Genomic DNA, 24,071 nt, shown 5'->3' on the forward strand with positions numbered 1-24,071 from the left:
CCTCGGGGTGCGCCTCGAGGAACGCGACCTGGCACTCGAGCTTGTTCGGGAACCACCAGTCGTCGGCGTCGAGCAGAGCCACCCACGGTCCGGCCGCGGCGGCGATCGCGGCCTGGCGCGTCGGCGTGAGCCCGCGATGCGGCATCTCGAGCAGCCGCACGCGATCGCCGTAGCGCGCGCGGATCCGCGCCACCGTGTCGTCCGTCGAGCCGTCGTCGGTGACCAGCACCTCCGAAGGCGTCCGTGTCTGGGCGAACACGCTGTCGAGCGCGCGCTCGACGCACCATGCGGCGTTGTAGCAGGTCAGCGTGACGCTGAAGCCCGTGGCCTGCCCGCTCGGCGTGGTCGGCGCGGCGCTCATGGTGCCTCTCCCTGCACCACCGGAGGCCCGGACGGCGGACGGCCCATGGCTCCGCTCAGCATGCGCGCCCAGCGCGCGCGATCGGCGGTGTCGATGCCGAAGCGCCACGTTACGGCGGCGAACGCCAGCCACGAACCGGCGACCGCGAGTGCCAGCGGAATCCAGCCGATCGGGTGCCAGCGCCACTGAATGAGCAATGCGGGGACCAGGAAGCTCAGCGCGCACAGGCCCGGACGCAGCACGCCCTCGCCCAGATAGCGCGAGAGCGGCAGCTTCATGACGCGCGCGGCGTACCACGCCGTGACGAACCCCGCGATCAGGCCGAGCGGGACCGCGGTGCCGAGTGCCACACCCTCGAGTCCGTACGGCCTCACCCACAGCAACGAAAGCGCCAGGTTGAGAACCGCATTCGCGATCGAGAGCACCACGACGCCCTTGTGACGACTGATGCCGTACAGCATCGAGGAGGCGGCAGACTGCGGCAAGGACAGCAGCGTCGGCACGCTCAGGATGATCAGCAGGCGCGCGGCGATCCGCGCGTGGTCACCGATCCAGGTGACGAAAAGATTCTCGCCGAACACGATCAATGCGAACAGGATCGGCCAGCTCAGCAGCACCGAGTACCTGGCGCCCGCGATCAGCATGCCCTGGAGCGGCGCGGTCTCGCCGAGCGTCTCCATCTCACTCGCGGTCGGCGACAGCACCCAGGTCGCCGAGTGGACCAGCGAGCGCACGTTGTCGACCAGCCCGGCCGCGAGCGCGAACGGGGTCACCGCGGCGGCGCCCAGAAACGCGGTGATCACGAGCGAGTCGGTCTGGAACGCGATGGTACTGGCGAGCGCTCCGATGAACGCGATGCTGCCGTAGGAGCCGACCCGCGCCATGTGCTCACGACTCACCAGCGACGGCGAAAAGCGCGCCTCGGGCAGCAGGCGGCGCATCACGATCAGCGTCCACACGTGACCGAGCAGATTGCAGGCGAGCGATGCCCACGCCAGCTCGACGATGCCGCCGCCGGACCTCAGGACCACGACGAACGCGACCGCGCGCAGGATCGAGATCACGATGCCGATGCCATTCGCCAGGTCGTAGCGCTGCAGCCCCGACAACGTCGCGCCGAACACCCCGAACGGAAAGCCGAGCGCCAGCGACAGGCCGGCGACCAGGATCGTGGTGCGCGCCGCAGGCAGCATGGCGGGATCGATGTGGAAGCTGATGCCGAATCGCCACGCGATCACCCCGCACACCGCGAGCGTCACCACGCCCGCCACCGTATAGAGCGCCAGCGCGCTGCTGAGCGTGCGCGACAGCCCGTCCATGTCGCCGGCGGCGCGGTCGCGCGAGACGTATCGCACCAGCGAGGGGCGGATGCCCTGGTCCACCAGGCCGAAGTAGCCGGTGAGCGAGAACACCGTGATCCACAACCCGTAGCCTGCGTCCCCGAGCATGTGAACCATGAGCGGGGTGAGCAGGAACGAGATGACTGCCCCCGAGAAGAAGCGGAGGTAGTTCGTCATCACGTTGCGCAGGACGCGAATGCTTCGCACCGGACGTGCGGAACCCGCAGGGGCGACGGAGACCCGCGGAACCGCCGCGAGTCCCGGGCGTCGCTCAGCCCTCGGTTCCGGCTGCCTCCTCGGAGTATCCGTAGTAGTTGTAGCGGTACCCGTAGTACTGCGGCAGCACCTCGCCCGAGTCGTTGATCAACACGCCGAGCACGTTGTCTCGGGCTTCGCGCTGGACCTTGACGCCGTACTCCGCCGCCTTCCGAATCGTACTGCCCGCCTTGATCACGTACAGCACGCCCTCGGCGGCGCGGCCGAGGATCAGCGAATCGGGAACGGCGAGGTTCGGCGCCGAATCGATCAGCACCATCGCGTAACGACTGGTGGCTTCCTTGAGGAACCACTCGACCGAGTCGGTGTCGACCAGTTCCGAAGCGGGACGCTCCGACTTGCCGGCCGGCAGGAACTCGAGATCCGGAAGGACCGTGGCGCGGATGAAACGATCGTCGAAGTGACGGTGATGGAGCATTTGCGCGAGTCCCCAGCTGCTGCTCGGCAGGCCGAGTGCCCGATGGAGCGCGGGGCTGCGCAGATCGAAGTCGACCAGCAGCACCTTCTGGCGCAGTTCGCGCGCCAGCGTGATGCCGAGACACGCGCTGGTGGTGGTCTTTCCTTCGCCCCGGGTCGAACTCGTGACCACGATCGAACGCGGCAGCTGACGTCCGCGCACCCGCGCAAGCTTGAGATAGGTGCGACGGAACTCGAGACCCAGCGGGCTTTCGACCTTGAGCCGATGCAACAGGCCGTGGTCGCGCACCGCCGGCAACCCCGCGGCGGTCGCGCTGCGCGAGCGACGTCGCGAACGCTGCAATTCTTCGACGCGGGGAATCGCGCCCAGTACCGGCAGGCCGAGCAGATTCTCGATCTCGTCGGCGTTGCGGACCGATTGATCGTGCTGCTCCACCACCAGCACGGTCGCGGCTCCGACCAGCAGCCCCGCGACCATGCCGAGCATCACGAGCAGCGGACGGTTCGGCTTGCTGGGTGAAAGTGGCCGCGTGGCGGGCTCGATCAATTCGAAACGGCCCGACAGCTTCGCGTTCTCGAACGCCTCGGCGATCGAGGCGATCGCCGACTGCTGCCGGAACGAATCGTAGAGGCGCCGCGCGTTCTCGACTTCCTGCGTCAGGTGTTGCTCTTCGAGCTGCCGATCCGGAGTGTCGATCACGCCTCGCTGGTAGGTGTCGACCTGGGTACCGAGCCACACGCGCCGCGCCTCGACGCCCGCGAGGTCGGCCTGCGCGAGTCGGTACGAGACCAGGGCTTGGCGGATGTCGTCGGACAGATTCGGCAGCGCCTGCCCGGCGCCGGCGCCCAGCTCGACCTCGAGCTCGTTGTGCTTGCGGACGATCGCGAGCCGCAGCGCTCCGACGTTCTCCTGGCCCGCGTCCGAGAGCTGAGCGGTGGCGATCTGTCGCTCGAGCGTCACGATCTGCGTGGCGAGCGAGACGACCTGCGCATTCGACAGCAGATCCGGATCGCGCTCCTGGGCCTGCCCGCTCCAGCGCGCCTTCAGCATCCGCAGTCGCGATCGGAGATCCTCGGCCTCGTAGTCGGTCTGCGCGAGCAGCGACTGCGCCCGCGACAGGTTCGTCGGCCCGACGCTCGAACTCGCCATCGAGGTGGTGAGCGCATTGCGTCGATAGGCTTCGAGCCGGCCCTCGGCCTCGTCCAGCCGAAGCCGGTAGGAACGCTCTTGCTCGAGACTGAATTCCTGAGTCGCGCGCACCGCTTCGAGCTGAGCGGCCTTCGAAGTCAGGATGAACTGATTGGCGACCGACTCGGCGAGGCGGCGTGCACGATCGCGATCGAAGTCCTCGACCGTGATCTGGAACACGTTGCCCTTCGCCTTGCGGATCGAGGTGTGTTCGCGCGCGTGATCGATCATGAATCGGTCGATCGACTCGCTCTCCGACAAGCCGGCGTACTCCCGCGCGCCCTTCTTGGCCCACGCCCGCGTGCCCTCGTCGTCGCGCAGCCCGCTCGCGGTGATCACGCTGCCGAGGAACAGACTGCTCTTCAGCTGCTCGCGCATCACGTCGGCCTGGGCGTCGGCATTGGTGGGCCCGCTGCTCACGCCTCCGAGCGTACCGGCGAGCGGCTGCGGCTTCTCGAAGAACAGCACCACCGTACTGGTGTAGACCGGCGGCAGCAGCAGCGCGAACGTGAGGCCGACCAGGGCGGCCGCGAACCACGGCACGACCAGCAGCCAGCGCCGGCGCCACAGCATCCGTGCGATGTCGCGCAGATCGATCGACGGTGTCGCGTAGGGATTGATGGGGGGATTCGGTACTGCGGGTCCTGTGCTCAATTACTCACCTTGTTGTCCTTGAGGATGTCGGCGAGCACCACGATCTGGAAGACGTCGCGGGTGATGCCGAGCACCGTTCCGAAACCACTGATCGCACGGCCGAATCCGGACGCGGTGGTGGTGGGCACGAACACCACGTCGCCCTCGCGCACCTTGTAGGGCGTGCGCGTGCCCCTGGTCAGCACGTTCTTGAGATCGACCCGCACCGCGGTCATGCCGTCGCCTTCACGGGTGAGCACTCGAACGTTCGATAGATCGCCGCTTCCGGTCAGGCCGCCGGCGATCGCGAGCAGATTCCACAGATCGATGCCGTCGCCGACCGGGTAGAGCCCGGGTTTTGCGACCTGACCGAGCACCGCGCTCCCGGCGCCCGGGGCAGCGAATGGGTCGGCGCCGAATCCGGAGGGAATCACGATCGTATCGCCGACCTTGAGCTCCGGCAGGCCGGTGAGCACGCCGTCGCGCATGGTGCGCGCGACGTCGGCCGTGAGCGTACGCCGACTCTCGCCCTCGACGCGCACGATCTGGACGCGCGACAGATCGGCGCCGGGCAGCGCCCCGCCGGCCTGCCCGATCGCCTCGATCACGCCGGGAAGCCGCTCGAATCCATAGCGACCGGGTCGCGCAACCGCGCCCGAGACGAACACGCTGCGGCTCACGTACTGGCGCACGCCGACCGTCACGGCGGTGGTCTGACGCAGGAACGTCGAGAGCCGCTCGGCCAGGCGATCGCCGAGCTGCCGGGGCGTGAGTCCCGCAGCCTTGACCTCGCCGACCGGCGGGAACGTCACGTTGCCGTTGGCGTCGATCGATGTGACTCGCTCGAGTTCCGGATGCAGATAGACCGTGATGGAGATCTCGTCCTGTGCGCCCAGCAGGTAGTCCTCGGCGTGTGCGGTCGAAGCCGTGAGCGCGAGCACCACTCCCGCAAGCCAGACGCACACGGTGGCGAGACGACGGTTCATCGGATCACTCCTTTGGCGATGGAACCGGATTCGGCCGCGCGCACCGGAGCGGTGTCGTTGCCGTGAGGGTCCGCAGGTCCTTCGAGCGCGACCGCTTCCGGGCCGCTCGATCGCGGCCGGCGTAACACGATTTCAGCGGTGCGCCACAGGGTTCGCAAGTCGAGCAGCAACGAACGATTGTCGAGGTAGTAGAGATCGTAATGCACGCGACGCACCGCGCCCTCGACGCCCGGACGGTCGCATCCCGCCACCTGCGCGAGTCCGGTGATCCCGGGCGGCACGCTGAATCTGCGTGCATAGTCGGGCACCACTTGCTGCCACCGCAAAACGTTCTCCTCACGCTCGGGATTCGGACCGACCAGCGTCATCTCCCCTCTCAGCACATTGAGAAGGAATGGCACTTTGTCGAGTCGGCGGTGCGTGAGCGCACGGCTGATCGGGCCGAGATCGGAGCGAAAACGCCAGCATGGAAACGGCTGGCCGAGCAGATTCTGGGTGCGACGATCGGACACCCGGCGATCGATGCGCGCCGCCGTAGGGCCGCCGCGGCGGGGCCCGAGACGCCGCGAACGACCGACGCGCGACTCGCTGATCAGGATTTCGCGCTCACCGCGACGCCGCGCCTCGAGCCACATTAGGATCCACAACGGCGTCGAGGCCGCGAGCAGTACGCACGCGACCCCGGACTCGACGGTGGCGCGCGCGGCGCCGCGCCAGTCGGTCGAGCGGCGCTCGGCTGCCGACACCAGCCCGATCGAGGCAGGCAACTCGACGACCGGCGTGGCCGGCACCCGCTCCATCGGGGCGTGATGCGGCTCGACGTACTCCGGCACGATGCGATGCAGCGCCTGCTTGACCGACGCCGGATCGCCCTCGCTCGCCGCCCGTTCGAGGGCCGCGATCTCGGCCAGCAGTTCGGGCTCGGGCTTGGCGTGGAGATCCCAGGTCAGAATGCGCTCGTGGCGCGTCATGCGCGTGCGCTCGGCGTCGGAGTGGAGTTCCTCGTAGAGCTTCTCGCCGGGTCGCAGACCGGTGAACACGATCTCCATGTCCTCGCCTTCTCGCAGTCCCGCGAGCCGCACCAGCTGGCGCGCGAGATCGAGGATTCTCACCTGCTCGCCCATCTCGAGCAGGAACACTTCCCCGCCCTTGCCCATCGAAGCGGCCTGCAGCACCAGCCGCACCGCCTCGGGAATCGTCATGAAGAAGCGGCGCGCCTCGGGGTGCGTCACGGTGATCGGGCCGCCGCGCTCGATCTGGCGCCGGAACAGCGGGATCACCGAGCCGTCGCTGCCGAGCACGTTGCCGAAACGTACCGCCGAGAACTGCGTCTTGCTGCGCTGCTGGCGGCTCTGGAGGATCATCTCGCACACCCGCTTCGACGCTCCCATCACGCTGGTCGGATTGACCGCCTTGTCGGTCGAGATCAGCACGAATTTCTTGACCGCATTACGATCCGCGCAGTCGACCAGATTACGGGTGCCGACGATGTTGTTGCGCACTGCCTCGCGCGGATTGATCTCGAGCAGCGGAACGTGTTTGTGCGCAGCGGCGTGGAACACCACCGTCGGGGTGTGGCGCAGGAACACGCGCTCGAGACCCTCGGCGTCTTTGACGTCGGAGACGATCGGGTGGATCACGAGGCCCGGGTGCTGAGCCGCGAGCTCGTTGTGCACGTAGTAGAGCCCGTTCTCGGCATGATCGAGCAGCACCAGTTCCGCGGGTCCGAACCCCGCGACCTGGCGCGCGAGTTCGGAACCGATCGAGCCGCCGGCGCCGGTCACCAGGACGCGTTCGCCGCGCAGCAGGCCCGCGACCTGATCGAGGTCGAGGTGAACGGGCTCGCGTCCCAGCAGGTCCTCGATGCGAACGTCACGAATCTGCGACAACGTCGCGCGTCCGTGATGCACGTCGGAGAGTCCCGGAAGCGTCTTGATGCGAACGTTCGCCTCGCCGCAGAAGCGAGCGATTTCGCGCACCACCTTGGCGGGCATCTCGGGATCCGAAACCACCACCACCTCGGCGCGCTGCTCCGCGATCACGCTCGGCAGGTCCGCAATCGTGCCCCACACCTTGACGCCCTCGACCAGGTGTCCGGTCATGCGCGGGTCGTCGTCGATGAAGCCGACCGGTGTCAGCGTGTCGAGACCGGCCGGGCCGCGCCGCATCTCGTGGATGATGTGAACGCCGTGCGTATCCGCGCCGACCACCAGGGTCCGCAGCGCGTGCCCGGGCGGTGCGCCGAGGACGCGGTCGCGCGACAGGCGCCAGGCGAATCGAACTCCGCCGACCAGCAAAAGCTGCGCTCCCCACGTCAGGATGATGAGGCTGCGGGGGAAGTAGAGCGTGTCACTGAACACCATCACGAGCAGCATCGACACCGCCGACAACGTGACGCCCTTGAGAATCTGGAACAGCGTCACGGTGCTCGCGTAGCGCCACAGCCCCTGGAACAGCCCCGCCAGCGCGTAGCCGAGCAACGACAGAATCGTGAGCGTCGGAGCGATGCGCGCATAGCCCAGCCAGTAGCGCGCCGGCACTTCCCCCTCGAAACGCAGCAGCAGGGACCCGAGGTACGCCGCGTTGATGAGCGTGGCGTAGCCGATCACCAGCAGCACGTAGCGCGGCAGCCGTTTCAGGCGCACGCGCGGACCTCCCTCGGTCGCGGGGAGGCCGGGGGACTCGTGAGTTGCATGGCTCCCTCGTGCTCGAGCGATCCGCTGCGCGGCACGCACGAGTACGCACCAGCCGCGGCCGATCGGTCGCGATGGCGAGGTGAGTTTCGAGTTGAGGCTCCGTCGATACGGCCGTGGCGGTCCGCAGGCGTCACGGACCTCAGCCTCGTTCGACGGTTATCGGATGACCGGGCCCCGAACACCATCATGGCGTCGAGGTTGCGCTTCGTCGGGGCGATACTACGGGACCCCTAGCAGCGTGTCAATGCCATGCGCGAGAATGAGTTAGGGGGACGACTCGCGTGCATCTTGCACGCCGGAAGCGGATCGCGGCTGCCGCTCGCCAAACGCAATCGGCCCCGGTTCGAAACCGGGGCCGAGCGAACTGGTAGCGCTACGGGGATTCGAACCCCGGTTTGATGGCTGAGAACCATCCGTCCTAACCCCTAGACGATAGCGCCACGAAGGTCGGGGCCTCGCGAACGCGTCGGCACCCGCAATTGAAGTCGCCGAGGCCGAGGAGCGGCTCGACTGGCGACGTGGCGGGGTGGCTGCCCGGCAAGGATTCGAACCTCGACTAACTGGTCCAGAGCCAGTCGTGCTACCGTTACACCACCGGGCAAGTTCGCGAGGGGCGGGAATCTATCAGAGCGCGTTGCGGCTTGGCAAGGTCCGCCACAGCGTCGCAACTCGATGGGGCGAGCGGTCATCCGCCCTCGAATCCACTCAGGAGCCGGCGGCCGCGAGCGGACTGTTGCGCTCCCACTCGCCGGCGGCTTCCCGCAACCGCGTCACCGCTCGATCGCGACCCAGCAGCCACACCACCTCGAAGAAGCCGGGACTGACCTGCCCTCCGGTGAGCGCGATCCGTGCCGCCCCGATCAGATCCCCGAGCTTGAGCCCGCGCTCGGCGGCCAGGCTGCGAATCGCGGCTTCGAGACTCGTGAGCGAGAACTCGCCGTCGGCCTCGATGCGCAGCGACATCTCGCGCAGCCGCGGGCCGATCTTGGGCCGCTCGAGCACCGGCGTCCACGCACTCTCGTCACGAACCAGCGGATCTTCGAGGCAGAATGCGGCATAGCGCCGCGCGTCGGCGAGGGTCTTGAGCCGGTCGCCGATCGCGCGCACCAGCGTGAGCCGCCACTCCGGCGTGCGTGCCGACAGATCGTGACCCGACTGCGCGAGGAACTGCGTCACCCGCTCGACGCGGTCGGGCTCGCTCAGCCGTTTGAGGTGCTGGCCGTTCATCCACTCGAGTTTCTGAAGGTCGAAGATCGCTGGGTTCTTGCCGACACGCTCGAGGCGGAACAGCTGCTCGAGCTCCGCGAGCGTGAACAGCTCGCGCTCGCCGTCGTAAGACCACCCGAGCAACGCGAGGAAGTTCACCATCGCCTCGGGGATCATGCCGAGTTCCGCATAGGCGCCCACCGACGTCGCACCGTGTCGCTTCGAGAGCCGCGAGCCGTCGGCGCCGAGGATCATGGGAACGTGCGCGAACTGCGGGGCCGTCCAGCCGAACGCGTCGTAGAGCAATCGCTGACGCGGCGTATTCGAGATGTGGTCGTCGCCGCGCACCACATGGGTGATCTCCATCTCGTGGTCGTCGACGACGCACGCGTAGTTGTAGGTCGGCAGCCCGTCGGAACGCATCACCACGAAGTCCTCCAGCACCTCGTTGCGAAACTCCACGCGATCGCGCAGGACATCGTCCCAGGCGGTTTCTCCGTCGGTCGGGGTGGCGAACCGCCACGCCGCCGGCCGGCGAGACGCGAGTGCTTCGGCGCGTTCCGGGGCGGAAAGGCGGCGACAACGTCCGTCGTAGCGCGGACCGGCGCCACCCGCGAGCTGTTCGGCGCGACGCGCCTCGAGCTCCTCGGGGCTGCAGAAGCACGGATAGACGGCACTCGACGCCTCGAGCGTACGCAGATGGTGCTGATAGCGCTCGCGCCGTTCGGACTGGAAGTAGGGTCCGTGAGCGCCCTCTGCCCCCGGCCCCTCGTCCCACTCGAGCCCGAGCCACCGCAGCCCCGCGAAGATCGCCTGCACCGAATCGTCGGTCGAGCGCGCCGTGTCGGTGTCTTCGATGCGCAGGATGAAGCGCCCGCCGTTGGCGCGCGCGAACAGGTAGTTGTAGAGCGCGGTGCGGGCGCCCCCCACGTGCAGGGTGCCGGTCGGGCTCGGAGCGAATCGGACGCGGACGCTCATGGGGATTCGCCGGACTTTCGCAGGGGGTGAGGCTCGAATGACTGAAGCCGGCGCACCCTAGGAGGCGCCGGCTTCGGGGTCAAGGCTCGAGCGCGAGCGCTCGAGGATCAGGGCATCACGATCATCTTGCGCGACCGCAGCTCGCCGCCCAGTCGCAGGCGCACGAAGTAGACGCCCCCGCCGACGGGAGCACCCCGGTCCGAGCGACGGCGCCACTCGACGCGATGGACACCGGTACGCGCGAGTCCCGAGTCGAGCGTCGCGACGCGCCGACCCGTGAGATCGAAGACCGCGAGTTCGAACGCCTGGTGGTTCGCCGCCGGCGGAACCGCATACGAAATCCAGGTGCCGTCGCGCATCGGACTCGGCGAAGGCGGTCCGAGCTCGACTCGCGCGGGCGGTGCAGGTGCGGTCTGCGGCGCGTCGAGTGCCACCGAGGTGCCGGTGAATCCGGTCCGCAACGCGTCGTGGTGGAACTGCGGCCACGCCGGAGTTCCGGCCGGCGAGAACGGGAAGTCGTAGTCCCACAGGTAGAGATTCTGATCCCAGCCCGCCAGCACCACCTCGGACAGTCCGTCCCCGTCGCAGTCGCACAGGCCCGGCGCACCGCGTACCTCGCCGTTCAGCACGATCGGGAATCCGGGCAGTGCTGCGCCGGTGCCGCTGATCGCGTTGAGCCGGGTGTTCTCGTCACCCATCACGATGTCGGGAATCCCGTCACCGGAGATGTCCGCGACCACCGGACTGCTCTCCGAGGCCGCGTTCGTGAGCGCGCTATAGCGCACGTTGAAGAACGCCGGCTGAAGCGAACCGGTGCCGTTGAATACGTAGATCCGTCCGTCGGTCGAAGCGATCACGATGTCGACGAAGCCGTCGACGTTGATGTCCGCGAGCGCCGGAGACGGCTGCTTGCTGGTGCCGCCGGTGTAGACGCCGATCGGGAAGCCCGGCCGCCGCACGCCGGTCGCGCTGATCACGTAGAGCGAGTCGTGACTCGCGCCGGTCGTCATGCACACGATCTCGGGCGAAGTATCGCCCGGCCCGTCGAGAAAGCCGATCGCCGGGGACATCGTCATGGTGCCGCCGAGATTCATCGGAAAGCCCGGCAGCGAGGCACCACTGGGGCGCCACGCATTCAAGACTCCGTTGAACGCGCAGTACACGATGTCCTTCTCGCCGTTGACGTCGAGATCCGCGATCGCGGCAGTCGAGAAGTTGTTGAGCGAACCCAGAGTCTTGAAAACTCCCAGGGTGCCGGGAGTCGCGTCCCCGTCGATCCATTCCGTTCCGTCGCCGCGCAGGGCGAACAGGCTCGCGCCGTTCGATCCCATGACGATCTCGTTGTCGCCGTCGTTGTCGAGATCGCCGAGTGCGGGACTCGACCACACCTCGACGCCGGTCGCGAACGGGAATCCCGGCTTCACGTTGCCCTCGAGGTCGAATACGAACAACTGCTTCGAGGTCCACGTCGGCGCCACGATCTCGGGCAGACCGCCGTCGACGTCCCCGATCGCAGGCCCGGCCGCGAAGTAGGTGCCCTGCAGCGAGAAGTCACCGATCGTGAGCCCCGATCCGTCAGCGTCGACGGGCGCGCCGCCGCTCGGATGGAAGACGTACAGCAGATCGGCTCCGACCACGATGTCCATCGTGTTCGGATGGTAGAGCCGCGCCAGCGCGACCGATGACGGTGTGTTGCCGCCCATCTGAAGCGGGAAGATGGTGTGATTCGGCGGCGTGGTGGTTTCGTTGACCGTCGCGGTCTGCGACGACTCGTTGCCCGAGCTGTCGACTGCGCTGGCTCGATAGTAGTAGCGAGTGAGCGGCACGAGTCCGGCATCCAGGTAGTACGAAACCCGTTCGGTCGGCACCGAGTTCACACGAACGAACGGCCCCGCTCCGGACGTGGCGCGGTAGATGTTGTAGCCCCGCAGATCGGTCTCGCCGTTCGGAAGCCAGTGAAGTTCCATCGAGGTCGAGCCGCTGACGAGCGACAGCGTGCTCGGCGCCACCGGCCATGCGAGATCGATGGTGCGTGCCCACAGCAGGCCGTAGACGTCCGAGACGCGGATCTCGAGCTTCGCACCGGCGGTCGTGACCTGGAATCGGAACGGGTCGCCGAGCGTTTCGGAGCCGGGCGTCAACGTGCCGAACGACGCGGTGCTGTCGGTGACGGTCGCCTTGCCATCGTAGTTCCGCATCACCGCCGTGACGACATCGGCGGTGCCGGTACCCAGATTCTTGAGTCGCATCGAGTAGTCGGCGGTCTCGCCGACGGTTGGAATCCCGTTGCCGTTGCCGACGATCTCGTTGACGACGTGTGAGAAGTGGGCGGGCTCGGGTGAACGCACCGTGAGCCACACGGTCTCGCGGAACTTGCGGCCCGCGTTGTCCTGCAGCAGCAGTGCGAGCGGCACCTCGCGCTGGTCGGCGACCGTCGCCGAGGTGCTGAGGCGATAGCGCGTCGCGCCCGGGACCACGCTGCCGGCCGAGACGGTGCCATAGCTGACGCTCGGCACCACGACCGTCACTTGCGCATCGGCGGTCGAGAGCTGCCCCGTGACGGCCGAGCTGGTCGAGCCGCCGGTGTTGCGGACCGAGATCAGCACATCGACGGTTTCGCCCCCCTCCCAGATGCCGTTGCCATTGCCGGAGGTCCCACCGACCGCGTCGTCATCGAAGCTCACGGCTTCTTCGACCAGCACCGGCTGTCCGGACGGCGTGACCGTGATGGTGGTCTGGAACGGGCGGCTGTCGCGGCCGGTCACGACCAGCGAGATGGGGCCGAGCGAATCGGGGCGGAAGTCGAGCGTCGCGATGCCCGAGGCATTCGTGAGCGCGGAGCGGTAGTCCTCGTTCACCTTCCACAGCGTCACGCGCGCGTTCGCAAGCGGCAAACCATTGCGCTGAACCGTCACCGTGAGCGAGGTGTCCTGAAGTGCCATGGTCGCGGGATTCGAAACCGCCAGATTGACCGGATTGTTCGTCCACACTCGCAATTCCGGATCGCCGAGCAGCAGCAGCGTCATCTGAGTCCAGCGGTGGACGAAATCCTCGGACGCGAACGGCACGAACGGAATCTTCTGACGAGCCTGCAGCTCGCCGATCGCGTTGACGCTGTCGGCATACAGCATGCGGAAGTACTCGCGCTGGTATTCGCGACCGGCCGAGGGGAAGTCGAAGCGGCTCGACCCGATGTTCGTGACCGCCCCACCGTTGGCGGCATGCAGAAACGCCTCGCCGATGCACGGGTAGTCGATCGCGTTCGAGGTGCAGTTGCTGGCGTACAGATTGAACAACCGATTGCCGTTCGTGAGCCCCTCGGCGTCCGCGTTCGTCAGGTTCGCGTCACCGACCGACATCACGTTGCGGAAACCGTGACCGACGTGGCATGCGATGTTGTAGCCGCGATCGAGCGAGTCGATCACCGCCTCACGGGTCTCGAGCAGTGCACCGGGCAACCAGCGGGCGTCGGTGTAGTTCTGATAGAGCCGCGCGAAGTGAGTGCCGGGATGATTCTGAAGCGAAGGCAGGCACTCCTCGACCAGCTCGGCGCCATCGAACGCGGTCGAACCGCTGGTCCAATCGGGCGGAAACAACACCTCGGCGAAGAAGAGGAGGTTCTTCTCGTAGTCGCCGACCGGGGTGCGCGTGTACTGGAAGGTCTTGGCGACGAAGCGGTCCACGTCGGCGGGCGTCGCGACCGGCGCGCGGCCGACCCACACGTCCGGCAGCAGGTCGCACTGATCGCCCGGGACTCCACCGATCGAATCGGCCCCTTCGCCGAACAGGTCGTCGCCGTCGGCGTTCCAGTTGCCGTCGACGCACGAGAAGTACATGTCGCATGCAATGAACTCGCCGCCGAAGAACTTGGTATAGGCCTGGCGAGTCGGAATCGCCTCGGTGTCGCCGCCCAGCAGCACCCACGCCGTTCCCCACCGGGTGTAGGCATCGCGGATGAACTGCCGGACTCGATCCGCGTCATCCACGCCGAACGGATAGTTCTGGCGGATGAACTCGATCGTCCGGATGGTGGCGGGAACTCCCGTCGCCGTCTTCCAATCCGCGAGCGGCTGGAAGGATGGGGCCAGCGCGTCGGTCGTGATGATGACGTAAGCGACCGGACTGCCGAGCACCGAGGGCAGCTGGGTGGCACGGAAGGGCTCGGCGGGCGCGCGATCGGACTCCACGCGCGCCGGATTCGGCTCGCTGCGCGCCGCGATCGCGGCCGCGTCGGCGTCGGACTCCCACGCCGCGACCACGCGCTGGCGCACCGCGCGCCCCGGGGTGTCGTAGGGCTCGAGATCGATGCGCACTCGCAACGAGCGCACCAGTTCGAGCCGGCCGCTCGCCGCGTCCCAGCGCAATGGCTGGAGCTTGAGCCACGCCACGTCGCGGCCGCGCATCACGCCCTGATTCGCCAGGCTCGCGGAGGCTTCAGCACTCGCGCGACCCGCCACGTAGAAATCCGGATCGGGCGTGGTACGGCGCACCGGCCCAAGCCCGGGCCCGACCACGAACGCGGTCGCAGGCTTGATCCCGATCGCGAGCGACGAACGCTGCTCCGAGATCACCTCGACGCGCGCGACCCGCATCCCCGCCGGCAGCTCCAGCCGCTCGGCGAAGACCGGCAGATCCGGACGGCCGGCGCGCAACTCGCGCGATCCGCCGCGTGCTTCGACTTCCGTATAGCCGTCGCGAGTCGTCAGCTTGAACTGGTCGGCGTCGAATCGGAATTCGCGCTCGATCGTCGCGGCCTGAACGGGAGCCGCGAGCGCAAGCAACACGACCGCGGCGAGCGGCGAGATGGCCTTCATGATGGGGGATCCCCGGTGGATGAGTGGTGGCTCGGATGCAGTACGTGGCTCGACCGGGAGTGCGTCCCCGGAATGCGAGGCTCAAGCGCGATTCCGGACGCCCGGGGGATGTGCTGACGCCCGCCAACGATACGGGACCGCGCGAAAGCGGGTCAACGAGAACCGGCGTCCAAGCCGCTCGATTTCGGCGCGCGGGCCCGGGGGGTCCCCCCAAGCGGCCCAAAATGGGGATCCAGCCCCCGCAGATCGCGATCCGGTCGCTCGATCCAGAGCCAGTCGAGCGTCGCGATCGGCGCCACCACGCGCTCCTCGGCCAGCCGATCCTGGGCGATCTGCACTTCATAGGCTTCCTGCACGGCGCCGGGCGCCAGCCAGCGATCGAATTCGTGCGTCCGCCAGCCGGATCGAAAGGTCCCGATCGCGCCACCCGTCGCCGGTGTGACGTAAGTCGCCAGTTCGGCGGCGGCGCTCGCGAGCGGCGCCTGATGTTCGACCAGCAGTAACGCCGCGCGCGAACCGGTCAATCGCTCGCGCTCGAAGGTGGCCGCACGCATCGGCAGCAGCTCGATGTCGAGTCCGAGCTGCGCCCACTCCTGCTGCAGTGCGGGCGCAACCAGCGCCGCCGGGCCATCCGCGTCGAACGCCATCGCTGCATGGAGCGAGCGGCCGAAGCGGCCGCGATTGAGCCACGACTGCACGGCGAGCCGATCGTACGATGGCGCGTCGAACACATCGGCGTCCGGCAGCCATGTCGCTTCCGCGCGACCCCAGCTCTGGAGCCGCGCCAATGCCTCGGAGCGCGCGAAGCCATGCGCAAGGGCCTGCCGCGCTTCGAGCTTCCAGGTCGGCCGAACATCGGCGCGCGCCACCAGCAGCAGTCGGCGACTGGGGCGCGTCGTGGCACGCTCGACTCGATAGCCTTCGGGGAGCGGCTGCTGCATCAACTCCGCCGGGACCGGCCACACGAAGTCGGCCGTGCCGGCGCGCAGGGCGGCGCGCACCCGACCGGCACCGAGCAGGAATCGGACTCGCAAGGTGTCGACGGGACGCAGCCCGTCGTGCGACAGACCGGAGCGCGGGTCGGACTCGCTCGACTGCCGCACCAGCATCCAGCGCGTGGGCTCCAGTTCACGGACCGCGTAGTCGCCGAGCCCGATGCCCCAGTTGGGCCGCGTCGGGTCCTCGCGCCACGCCGTGCCGATGCTCGGCTGCGCGAGGCGCAACGGCAACAGCGAGTCGACGGTGGTGAGTCGCAGGATCAGCGTGCGGTCATCGGGCGTACGAATGCCGAGCTCCGGAAGTGGACGGCCGGGGCGGATGCGCGCGGCGCCGGCGAGCGACGCGAGCGCCCAGCGGACGGTGCCGTGATCGGTTCGCGAAAGACCCTGCTCGAGCGCACGCGCAAACGTCTGCGAGCTGCACCGCGACCCATCCTGGAAACGCAGATCGGCACGCAGGTGAAAACGCAGCTCGAGGCCGTCGCTGGAAACCACCAGACTCTCCGCCGCGTCGAGCTGCCAGTCACCGAGCGAATCGAGCCGCACCAGGCCGCGACCGGTGAGTCGCATCAGCACGTCGCGCACCGGATCCGCAGGACCGTGGGGATCGAACGCGGGCGGCGTGCGCGCCACCACCCAGGTCCGCGCCACCGGCACCGTGCGCGGCGGCCCGCATCCGACCGCGAACGCAGCCAGCATTCCGATGATTCCAAACGACGTGCGCTGCGTGGAGTTCGACATGGGCCGTGCACTCTAGGAAGCGCACACCGTCACCGCAAGCCTGCGGCGACCTGGCGGCGTGCGAAGCGCGTCACGCGCGAGATTCGGCCACGGACGATCGTGCGTGCTAGCGTGCGGGATCCGCCGCGCGCGCGACGCACTCCGCCCTCTCCACGACCGGACCCGTGACGCCCAGCCCTTCCGACACCGCCGCGAATCTGGAGCCGATGCTGCAGGGGCTCAATCCCGAGCAGCGCGAAGCGGTCACGCACGAGGCGGGGCCGCTGCTGATCGTGGCCGGCGCCGGCACCGGCAAGACCCAGGTCATCACCCGGCGCATCGCGTGGTTGATCGGCACCAAACGCGCGCGCCCCGAGGAAGTCCTGGCGCTCACTTTCGCCGACAAGGCCGCGAGCGAAATGGAGACACGCGTCGATGAGCTGGTGCCCTACGGCTTCGTCGGCGCGACGATCTCGACGTTCCATGCGTTCTGCGATCGTCTGGTGCGCGAACACGCGATCGAGATCGGTCTCACTTCACAATTGCGAGTCGGCACCCGCGCCGATCTGCTCGTGTTCCTCCGCGAGCGGCTGTTCGAGCTCGGACTCGACCGCTACCTGCCGCTCGGCGAGCCCGATCGGCACCTCGACGCCCTGCTCACCGTGTTCGATCGCGCGCGCGACGAAGACGTTTCGCCCGAGCGCTACCTGGCATTCGCCGAGTCGCTCGCCGCCGCCGCCTCAGGCGATCCGGTGCTGACCGATCGCGCCGCGATGGAGCTCGAGAAGGCGCATGCGTATGGCGCCTACCAGCGGCTGCTGTTCGAGCACGGCCGCGTGGACTTCGGGGCGCAGATCGCGCTGGCCCTGCGACTGCTGCGCGAGCGTCCGCACCTCGCGCGCGAGGTGCAGGAGCGTTTCCGTCACGTGCTGGTGGACGAGTTCCAGGACACGAATCACGTGCAGTTCGAAATCCTCAAGCTGCTGGTGGGCCGGCGACGGAATCTGACCGTGGTGGGCGACGACGACCAGAGCATCTACCGGTTCCGCGGCGCCAAGATCGAGAACCTGCTGGGCTTTCTCGAGGTCTACCCCGACGCGCGAGTCACGGTGCTGCGACGCAACTACCGCTCCGGACAACGCATCCTGGACCTCTCGCATCGCATGGTGCGGTTCAACGATCCCGAGCGGCTCGAGGCGAAGGACCCGGCACGGTTCGCGAAGGGACTCATCGCCGAGCGCGGGCTCGAGGGCGAAGTCGAGTATCGCGCATTCGAGTCCGGCAGCGACGAGGCCGACGCCGTCGCCGACGACATCGCGCGCGGCCTCGCCGAAGGCCGCGGTGCAGGCGAGTTCGCCGTGCTCGCCCGCACCCACGCGCAGCTGGATCCGGTCGCACAGGCGTTGCGCGCACGCGGAGTGCGTTTCCGGCGCACGAACCAGCGCGGGCTCTACGAACGCGCCGAGGTCAAGCTGTGCCTGAATGCATTGCGGCTGCTGGCCGATCCGGACGACGGACCGGCGGCGTTCGGAGTGCTCGCCGATCCGCTGTTCGGCGTGACGCCGGACGACCTGCTGCGCCTCACCGCGCGTGCGCATCGCACCAACCTCTCGCTTCGTGCGGTTGCGGAGCGCGCCTCGGCCGACCTCTCGGCGGGCCTCTCGGCCGATTCAGTCGAGGGCATTCGACGCGCGGTGGAGCTTCTGCAACGCCTCGCAGCCGAAGCGACCCGCCGCCCGACGTCAGAGGTCTTGTACCGCTTCGTGACCGAGAGCGGACTGCTCGGCCAGCTGTCGGCCGAGGACAGCGCCGAGGCGACCGAGAAGGTCCAGAACCTGAATCGACTCTTCACGATCGTGACCCGTGTGGGTCCGCTGCTCAAGAGCGACCGCGTCACCTACTTCATGCGCCACCTCGATCTGCTGATCGATGCCGGGGACGATCCGCAGGCCGCGGTCGTCGATTCGGACGATCAGTCGGTGGCGCTGCTGACTGCACACAACGCGAAAGGGCTCGAGTACCCGATCGTCTACATGGTGCAGCTGGTGGAGGGCCGCTTCCCGCTGCAGCTGCGCGGCGATCCGCTTCCGTTCCCGCCCGAGCTGCATCGCGGCGGCGAACCGCGCGCGGAACACCTTCGCGAAGAGCGTCGGCTGTTCTACGTCGCCATGACGCGCGCGCGCGATCGGCTGGTGATGTCGCATGCCGCCGACTACGGCGGCAAGCGGTTGCGCAAGGCGAGCGGCTTCCTGCTCGAAGCACTCGAACTGCCCGCTCCCCCGAAACCCGCGCGACGCGCCTCGGCGGGTGAATCGATTGCGCGCCACGCGCCGGCCGCCGAGGCACCCGCATCACCGTCGGGCCTCGAGCCGCTCGCCGACGACGCACCGCTCGCGCTCTCGAATCAGCGAATCGACGACTACGTTTCGTGTCCGCTCAAGTACCGATACGCCCACGTGGTGCAGGTGCCGCTCGCGAGCGACCCCACGTTCATGTACGGCACCGCGATCCATCACGCGATCCGGGTGTTCCTCCAGCACCGGATCCGCGGCATGCCGATTTCGGCGACGGATGTGCTGAAGACCTTCGAGGAGGCGTGGTCGAGCGAGGGATTCTACTCGCGCGAGCACGAGGAGCGACGGCTCGCCGAGGGCCGCGAAGCGTTGCGGCGCTTCGTCACGCGCGAACTGGCGACCGGGCACAAGCCGCTCGCCAGCGAGCTCGAGTTCCGCTTCAAGGTCTCCGAGCACGACCAGGTGTCGGGACGCTGGGACCGCATCGACGAAGCCGCGGACGGCATCGTGCTCGTCGATTACAAGACCTCCGCAGTCGACGACCCGGATTCGGCGAAGTCGCGGGCGAGCGAGAGCCTTCGAGAGGAGCAGCTCGGACTCTACGCGCTGGCGTATCACGAGACGCGCGGCGTGATGCCGGCGCGCGCGCAGCTGCACTTCATCGGCAGCGGCATCGTCGGAGAGGCGCGCGTCGAACTCAAGCACCTCGAGTCGGCACGCGAGCGGATTCGCGCTGCGGCGGCCGGCATCCGCCGCGCCGACTTCACCCCCAGTCCGGAGCCGCGGCGCTGCACCTATTGCCCGTATCACCGCTTCTGCCCTCACAGCGCAGCGCTGGGTCTGCGATGAGCGACGCGGCGGCGCGCGAAGCGATCGAGCTGAGGGACGCGGCGACCGAGATGGCGCGCGAGGCCGGCGCTCTGCTGCGCGAAGGCCATGGCCGCCTCCACGCCCCGGAGCGCAAGGGCCGCATCGACCTCGTGACCGAGTACGACCGCCGCTCCGAGGCCTTGCTGCTCGAGCGCATTCACGCGCGCTTTCCGGATCACGCGGTACTGGCCGAGGAGTCGGGTGCGCACGCCGGATCACGGGTGCGCTGGATCCTCGACCCGCTCGACGGCACCACGAACTTCGCGCACAACTACCCGTTCTTCGCGGTCTCGATCGGCGTCGAGGTCGATGGCGAGGTGGTGGCTGGCGTCATTCACGATCCGATACGCGACGAGACTTTTGCCGCTGCGCGCGGCGCGGGAGCTACCCGGAACGCATCGCCGATCCGGGTTTCGGCGATCGCCTCACTCGAAGACGCGCTGCTGGTGACGGGTTTTCCGTACGACGTGCGTGAGCATCCGGAACGACACCTGCCCGCCTTCCGAGCGTTTCTCATGCGCGCGCAGGGCGTGCGGCGGGACGGCTCGGCGGCGCTCAACCTGGCGTATCTGGCGTGCGGACGGTTCGACGGCTTCTGGGAAGGCAGCCTCTCGCCGTGGGACATGGCGGCCGGCGTGCTGCTGGTGCGCGAGGCCGGCGGCGTCGTGACGCGCTACGACGGCAGCGCTTTCGAGCTGGCCGGGCGCCAGCTGCTGGGCGCGAATGCGGCACTTCACGCCGAGATGAGACGGGTGCTGGCGGAACTCGCGAGCGCGGCGAACTAGCGGCGCGCGATCAGGCGGCGCTGCGGCGCTGCTGGGCGAGCATCTCGCGAATGCGCTGGATCAATGCGCGCATGTCGTACGGCTTGGTCACGTAAGCGTCGGCCCCCATCGTGAGCGCCAGCTCGCGATCCTGCTGTCCCGATCGTGCGCTCAGGATGATGATCGGCAATGCGCGGTAACGCTCATCGAACTTGAGTGCGCGGCACACCTTGTAGCCGTCGAGCTTCGGCAGCATCAGGTCGAGAAGCATCAGGTCCGGCTTCTGCTCGCGCGCGGCCTTCAGTCCGGCCTCTCCGTCCCCGGCTTCGCACACGTCGAAGCCCTCGGCCTCGAGCCCAAACCGAAGCACGGCGACCAGATCTGCTTCATCATCGACGACCAGAATGCGCGGGCGTGCGTTGGACATCGTGTCCTCGGAGAGGGAAATCCCAGCGCCACGCAGTTCTTATCGGCCAAGCCCGCCAACAACTTGAGCGTCGGGCGGTGGGCCGGGCGCTCACGGAGCCGTTCGCACGAACTCGCCACCGCTGACGGCCGCCCGGCCCGCGACCAGGTCCCGAACTGTGATGTCGATGCGATAGCGCCCCGCCGGCAGCTCTTCGAGCGGCACGCTCACGAACTGGCGCCGCACCTCGCCCCGCTGACTCTCGCGACGGGTGGCGAGCAGCTCCGGCGGACGGCGGGCCGGCGAGAGCACGCGCTGGATCCACACCCGGCGATCGCGCTCGATCGAGCGGACCGCGTATTCGACCTCGACCTCGGACATTCCATCGCGCCCCGGGCGCAGGTGATAGATCTCGAAGTACACCACGAGCGGATCGCCGCTCGGCACCCGGCGACTCGGGTTGGCCGCCAGCCGCACGCTCGGCGCAACACCTCGGGCACCGTCGAATTGCGGCGGCCCGCACGACACCACCACATCACTGACCGACAACGTCGAATCGGCGGCGACGAGCTTCACGGTTTCGCGGCGCACACCGCGCGCCGCGGGCCCGTCGGCGACCGAGATCGCGACCGAGTACTCGCCGGGCGGCAGCTCCGAGGCGAAGTCGGCGTCGCGCAGCGTGGCGGGATCGCACGCCGAGGGCGAGAGTGCGCGGCTGGCGCGCGCGACCTCACGACGCGTCGAATCGAACACCACGTACGTCGCAATCGCGCGGTCCGCGGGAGTCCCGGGGCTCGACATCAGCGTCATCAGCCTCGGTCGCTCCGCACCTTCGAAACGCGCGACCACCGCATCGACGGGCAGCGGGCGCACGCCCGGTGGGAGGACGCGGAACACGCCTCGACCGCCGGCAGTTCCGAACTGCTCGGGATGGGCCGCCAGCGAGTCAGGATCGGGAGCGGGATCGGTGTCGCGATGGAGCGCGATCGGATTGAGGTAGTACTCGCTCAGCAGCCGATCCTCGAGGGTGACCGACAGGCCCAGCTCGGGGTACTCCCACCGCAATGAGTTGACCGGGAAGAGTCCGTTGGTGCGGCTCACACCCGCATCCCGGATCGTGAGCAGATTCGAGCTGCCGACCGGATTGTAGATGGCGCGGGCCGGTGCGCCGTAGCGCACGTAGACCTCGCCGCGCTGATCCCATTCGCGACGCCGATGGTCGAAGTAGATGAAGTAGGCCTGAGCGACGCGCGACCAGTATTCGAGCTGCGCTTCGTTGTGAGTCGTGGTGGGATCAGGATCCTGATCGACCCAGAAGCGGCGACGGAAGTCCTCGCGCAGCGAGGGTGCGAGCGCGCGCATCCGCATGGTGTCCTCGGCCGACGCGAGCGGCGCGATGTCCTCGAAGCGCGAGCGAGCGCTCGTCACCAGACGCGGAATCGCGAGCTCGAACAGGCTGTCCGCGAGCTCTGCCGACCCGCACCGATACGCCGACTGCGCCGCGGCCAGCAGCGCGTCCGCACGCCGCGGCGCGACACGCAATGCGGCGTCCGCAGAGCGTCGCGCCGCATCGGCGCGTCCACGCTCGATTTGAAGGGTGGAGAGCACGATCCAGCTGTCGGCGTCGGTCGAGTCGGTTCGCACCACGATCGCGAGGTGGTCGAGCGCTCGATCCAGCGAAGTGGTGTCGAGGTACTTGAGGTAGTCGCGCCGCCACAGCGCCGCGAGTCCGCGGCGCGCCGGAAGATCCGCGGGGTTGCGATCGGCGAGATCCTGAAAGCGGCGCCGGGCCTGCTTGAGGAATCCCATGTCCTGATACAAACGCGCCAGCTCGAGCTCGATGTCGGCGCGCGCCGGATCGAGCCGCGCGGCGCGCTCGAGTCGCTGCATCGCTCGGCGCCGGGTGGGCAGCTTGCCGAGCGCGATGTCCGCGCGCGCGAGTTCGTAGAGACCCTGCGCCTGTTCGGGCTTCGATGGCCCCGTCGAGGCTCCCCGCGCGGGCGTGGCGGGGCCGGCCACCACCAAAAGCAGCACGAGCAGGACCGTGAATTTGAACACGGGGCCGAGTATGCGAGGGGTTTCGGCGCGCGGTCAACGCGCTTGACGCCCCGCACCGCGTGCGCGAGCGTCGCGGTCCGCATGCACCCTTCTGCCGCTGGCGATTCCGACTCCGGGGCGGTCACGCCCCCGCAGGCACTCGCATCCCACGGCCTCGCCGCGTGGCCCGCGGGCGCGGCGATCCTGGATGTTCGCGAAGCCGACGCCTTCGCGCGCGGACATCTGCCGGGCTGCGGGCACGTCCCGGCCGCGGAACTCGCCGAGCGCCGCGGTGAACTTCCGGCGCGCCACTGCGAGCTGCTGATCGTCGCCGACTCCGCCGCGATCGCCCGCGCGGCCGCCGAACAGCTCGCCCAGTTCGGCTATGCGCGACTCGCATGGCTCGATGGCGCAGTCTCGGACCCTTCCCACCTCGCGATCGATCTCGGCCCCGCGCAGCGGCTGTGGCGCCCTTCGCCGTTTCTCGAAGCGATACTCCCCCGACTCGGACGCGGTCGGGCGCTCGATCTGGCGGCCGGCACGGGTCGCGAAGCCGCGACGCTGGCGCTGCATGGCTTCGAGGTCGAGGCGTGGGATCACGACGAGGGTGCTCTGAGCCGCGCGCGGCGGCTCGCGGCGAGCGCGGGGGTGGCGGTGACGACTCGGCGCGTCGATCTGGAGCGCCGCAGCGTACGGCTCCCGGCCTCCGAGTTCGACGTCGTGACGGTGTTTCGATTCCTGCATCGGCCGCTGTTTCCGCGGCTCGAGGCAGCGCTGCGTCCGGGCGGCCATCTGGTGTACGAGACGTTTCTCGAAGGGCAGTCGCGCTACGGTCGTCCGACCCACGCGCGTTTCCTGCTGGCTCCTGGCGAACTGCAGCGCGCGTTCGGAACGCTCGAGGTACTGCACTACGAAGAGACGGACCCGCCCGGCGGACCGGTCCTCGCACGACTGCTCGCGCGCCGGCCGGCGGACCTGAAGGCGAATTCGAGTTCGGCGCCGCTCGGTGCACATCCGGCCCCCCCCGATCTCGCGTAGAGTGCGCGCCGGTCGATCGCACTCGAATCCGTGTCCCGAGTCACGAGG

At 68.5% G+C, this 24,071-nt stretch carries 13 protein-coding genes and 2 tRNA genes; 3 read left to right on the plus strand and 12 right to left on the minus strand.

Annotation, left to right across the window (positions count from 1 at the left end; genetic code table 11):
* From HOP12_10520 to HOP12_10565, 10 genes are all read right to left on the minus strand, one after another.
* Positions 1 to 361, minus strand: a 361-nt coding sequence (locus tag HOP12_10520) for a glycosyltransferase family 2 protein (protein ID NOT34591.1), incomplete at its 3' end; no start/stop codon positions are given.
* The gene (locus HOP12_10525) at positions 358 to 1,878 is read right to left on the minus strand and encodes an oligosaccharide flippase family protein (GenBank protein NOT34592.1); all 1,521 of its coding nucleotides are present in this window, start codon (positions 1,876 to 1,878) and stop codon (positions 358 to 360) included. The genes HOP12_10525 and HOP12_10520, both read right to left, overlap by 4 nt.
* Positions 1,879 to 1,972: 94 nt before the next feature.
* Positions 1,973 to 4,237, minus strand: a complete 2,265-nt coding sequence (locus HOP12_10530) for an AAA family ATPase (GenBank protein ID NOT34593.1) — start codon at positions 4,235 to 4,237, stop codon at positions 1,973 to 1,975.
* Positions 4,234 to 5,202, minus strand: a complete 969-nt coding sequence (locus HOP12_10535) for a hypothetical protein (protein ID NOT34594.1) — start codon at positions 5,200 to 5,202, stop codon at positions 4,234 to 4,236. Before HOP12_10535 ends, HOP12_10530 begins: the two co-directional genes overlap by 4 nt.
* Positions 5,199 to 7,847 carry a polysaccharide biosynthesis protein gene (locus tag HOP12_10540; protein ID NOT34595.1) on the minus strand — a complete coding sequence of 883 codons (2,649 nt, stop codon included), beginning with the start codon at positions 7,845 to 7,847 and terminating at the stop codon, positions 5,199 to 5,201. The genes HOP12_10535 and HOP12_10540 overlap by 4 nt, the downstream gene beginning before the upstream one ends.
* A 416-nt stretch (positions 7,848 to 8,263) precedes the next feature.
* Positions 8,264 to 8,338 (minus strand) — tRNA-Glu (locus HOP12_10545).
* 87 nt (positions 8,339 to 8,425) lie between these two features.
* Positions 8,426 to 8,499: transfer RNA gene (locus tag HOP12_10550), tRNA-Gln, on the minus strand.
* Between the two features lie 104 nt (positions 8,500 to 8,603).
* Entirely contained in the window at positions 8,604 to 10,082 is a 1,479-nt protein-coding gene (locus HOP12_10555; GenBank protein NOT34596.1) for a glutamate--tRNA ligase, read from the minus strand.
* A gap of 107 nt (positions 10,083 to 10,189) precedes the next feature.
* A complete protein-coding gene (locus HOP12_10560) occupies positions 10,190 to 14,896 on the minus strand; it encodes a hypothetical protein (protein NOT34597.1) in 4,707 nt (1,568 codons plus the stop codon).
* Positions 14,897 to 15,048: 152 nt separating this feature from the next.
* Positions 15,049 to 16,635 (minus strand): hypothetical protein, encoded by a 1,587-nt coding sequence (locus tag HOP12_10565; GenBank protein NOT34598.1) that lies wholly within the window; start codon positions 16,633 to 16,635, stop codon positions 15,049 to 15,051.
* 164 nt (positions 16,636 to 16,799) lie between these two features.
* Between HOP12_10565 and HOP12_10570 the strand changes: the two genes are divergently transcribed.
* Together HOP12_10570 and HOP12_10575 are read left to right on the plus strand one after the other, a co-directional pair.
* Positions 16,800 to 19,757 (plus strand): ATP-dependent helicase, encoded by a 2,958-nt coding sequence (locus HOP12_10570; GenBank protein NOT34599.1) that lies wholly within the window; start codon positions 16,800 to 16,802, stop codon positions 19,755 to 19,757.
* Complete coding sequence (locus HOP12_10575) at positions 19,754 to 20,563, plus strand: inositol monophosphatase (protein ID NOT34600.1); 810 nt, start codon at positions 19,754 to 19,756, stop codon at positions 20,561 to 20,563. Before HOP12_10570 ends, HOP12_10575 begins: the two co-directional genes overlap by 4 nt.
* A 10-nt stretch (positions 20,564 to 20,573) precedes the next feature.
* On the opposite strand, the gene HOP12_10580 is transcribed toward HOP12_10575, so the two are convergent.
* Together HOP12_10580 and HOP12_10585 are read right to left on the minus strand one after the other, a co-directional pair.
* A complete protein-coding gene (locus tag HOP12_10580; protein NOT34601.1) occupies positions 20,574 to 20,969 on the minus strand; it encodes a response regulator in 396 nt (131 codons plus the stop codon).
* Positions 20,970 to 21,059: 90 nt separating this feature from the next.
* On the minus strand, positions 21,060 to 23,006 hold the full coding sequence (locus HOP12_10585; protein ID NOT34602.1) for a GWxTD domain-containing protein: 1,947 nt from the start codon (positions 23,004 to 23,006) through the stop codon (positions 21,060 to 21,062).
* Positions 23,007 to 23,087: 81 nt separating this feature from the next.
* On the opposite strand from HOP12_10585, the gene HOP12_10590 reads away from it, so the two are divergent.
* Positions 23,088 to 24,023, plus strand: coding sequence for a methyltransferase domain-containing protein (locus HOP12_10590; protein ID NOT34603.1), 936 nt, complete (start codon positions 23,088 to 23,090; stop codon positions 24,021 to 24,023).
* Positions 24,024 to 24,071 lie beyond the last annotated feature (48 nt).

Source organism: Candidatus Eisenbacteria bacterium (assembly GCA_013140805.1).
Lineage (GTDB): Bacteria > Eisenbacteria > RBG-16-71-46 > RBG-16-71-46 > RBG-16-71-46 > JABFRW01.

Excerpts from the sequence above, each read along its gene's own strand:
- HOP12_10525 (NOT34592.1), bottom strand. The coding sequence starts at position 1,878 with ATGACGAACTACCTCCGCTTCTTCTCGGGGGCAGTCATCTCGTTCCTG.
- HOP12_10535 (NOT34594.1), bottom strand. The coding sequence starts at position 5,202 with ATGAACCGTCGTCTCGCCACCGTGTGCGTCTGGCTTGCGGGAGTGGTG.
- HOP12_10555 (NOT34596.1), bottom strand. The coding sequence starts at position 10,082 with ATGAGCGTCCGCGTCCGATTCGCTCCGAGCCCGACCGGCACCCTGCAC.
- HOP12_10560 (NOT34597.1), bottom strand. The coding sequence starts at position 14,896 with ATGAAGGCCATCTCGCCGCTCGCCGCGGTCGTGTTGCTTGCGCTCGCG.
- HOP12_10565 (NOT34598.1), bottom strand. The coding sequence starts at position 16,635 with ATGTCGAACTCCACGCAGCGCACGTCGTTTGGAATCATCGGAATGCTG.
- HOP12_10575 (NOT34600.1), top strand. The coding sequence starts at position 19,754 with ATGAGCGACGCGGCGGCGCGCGAAGCGATCGAGCTGAGGGACGCGGCG.
- HOP12_10580 (NOT34601.1), bottom strand. The coding sequence starts at position 20,969 with ATGTCCAACGCACGCCCGCGCATTCTGGTCGTCGATGATGAAGCAGAT.
- HOP12_10590 (NOT34603.1), top strand. The coding sequence starts at position 23,088 with ATGCACCCTTCTGCCGCTGGCGATTCCGACTCCGGGGCGGTCACGCCC.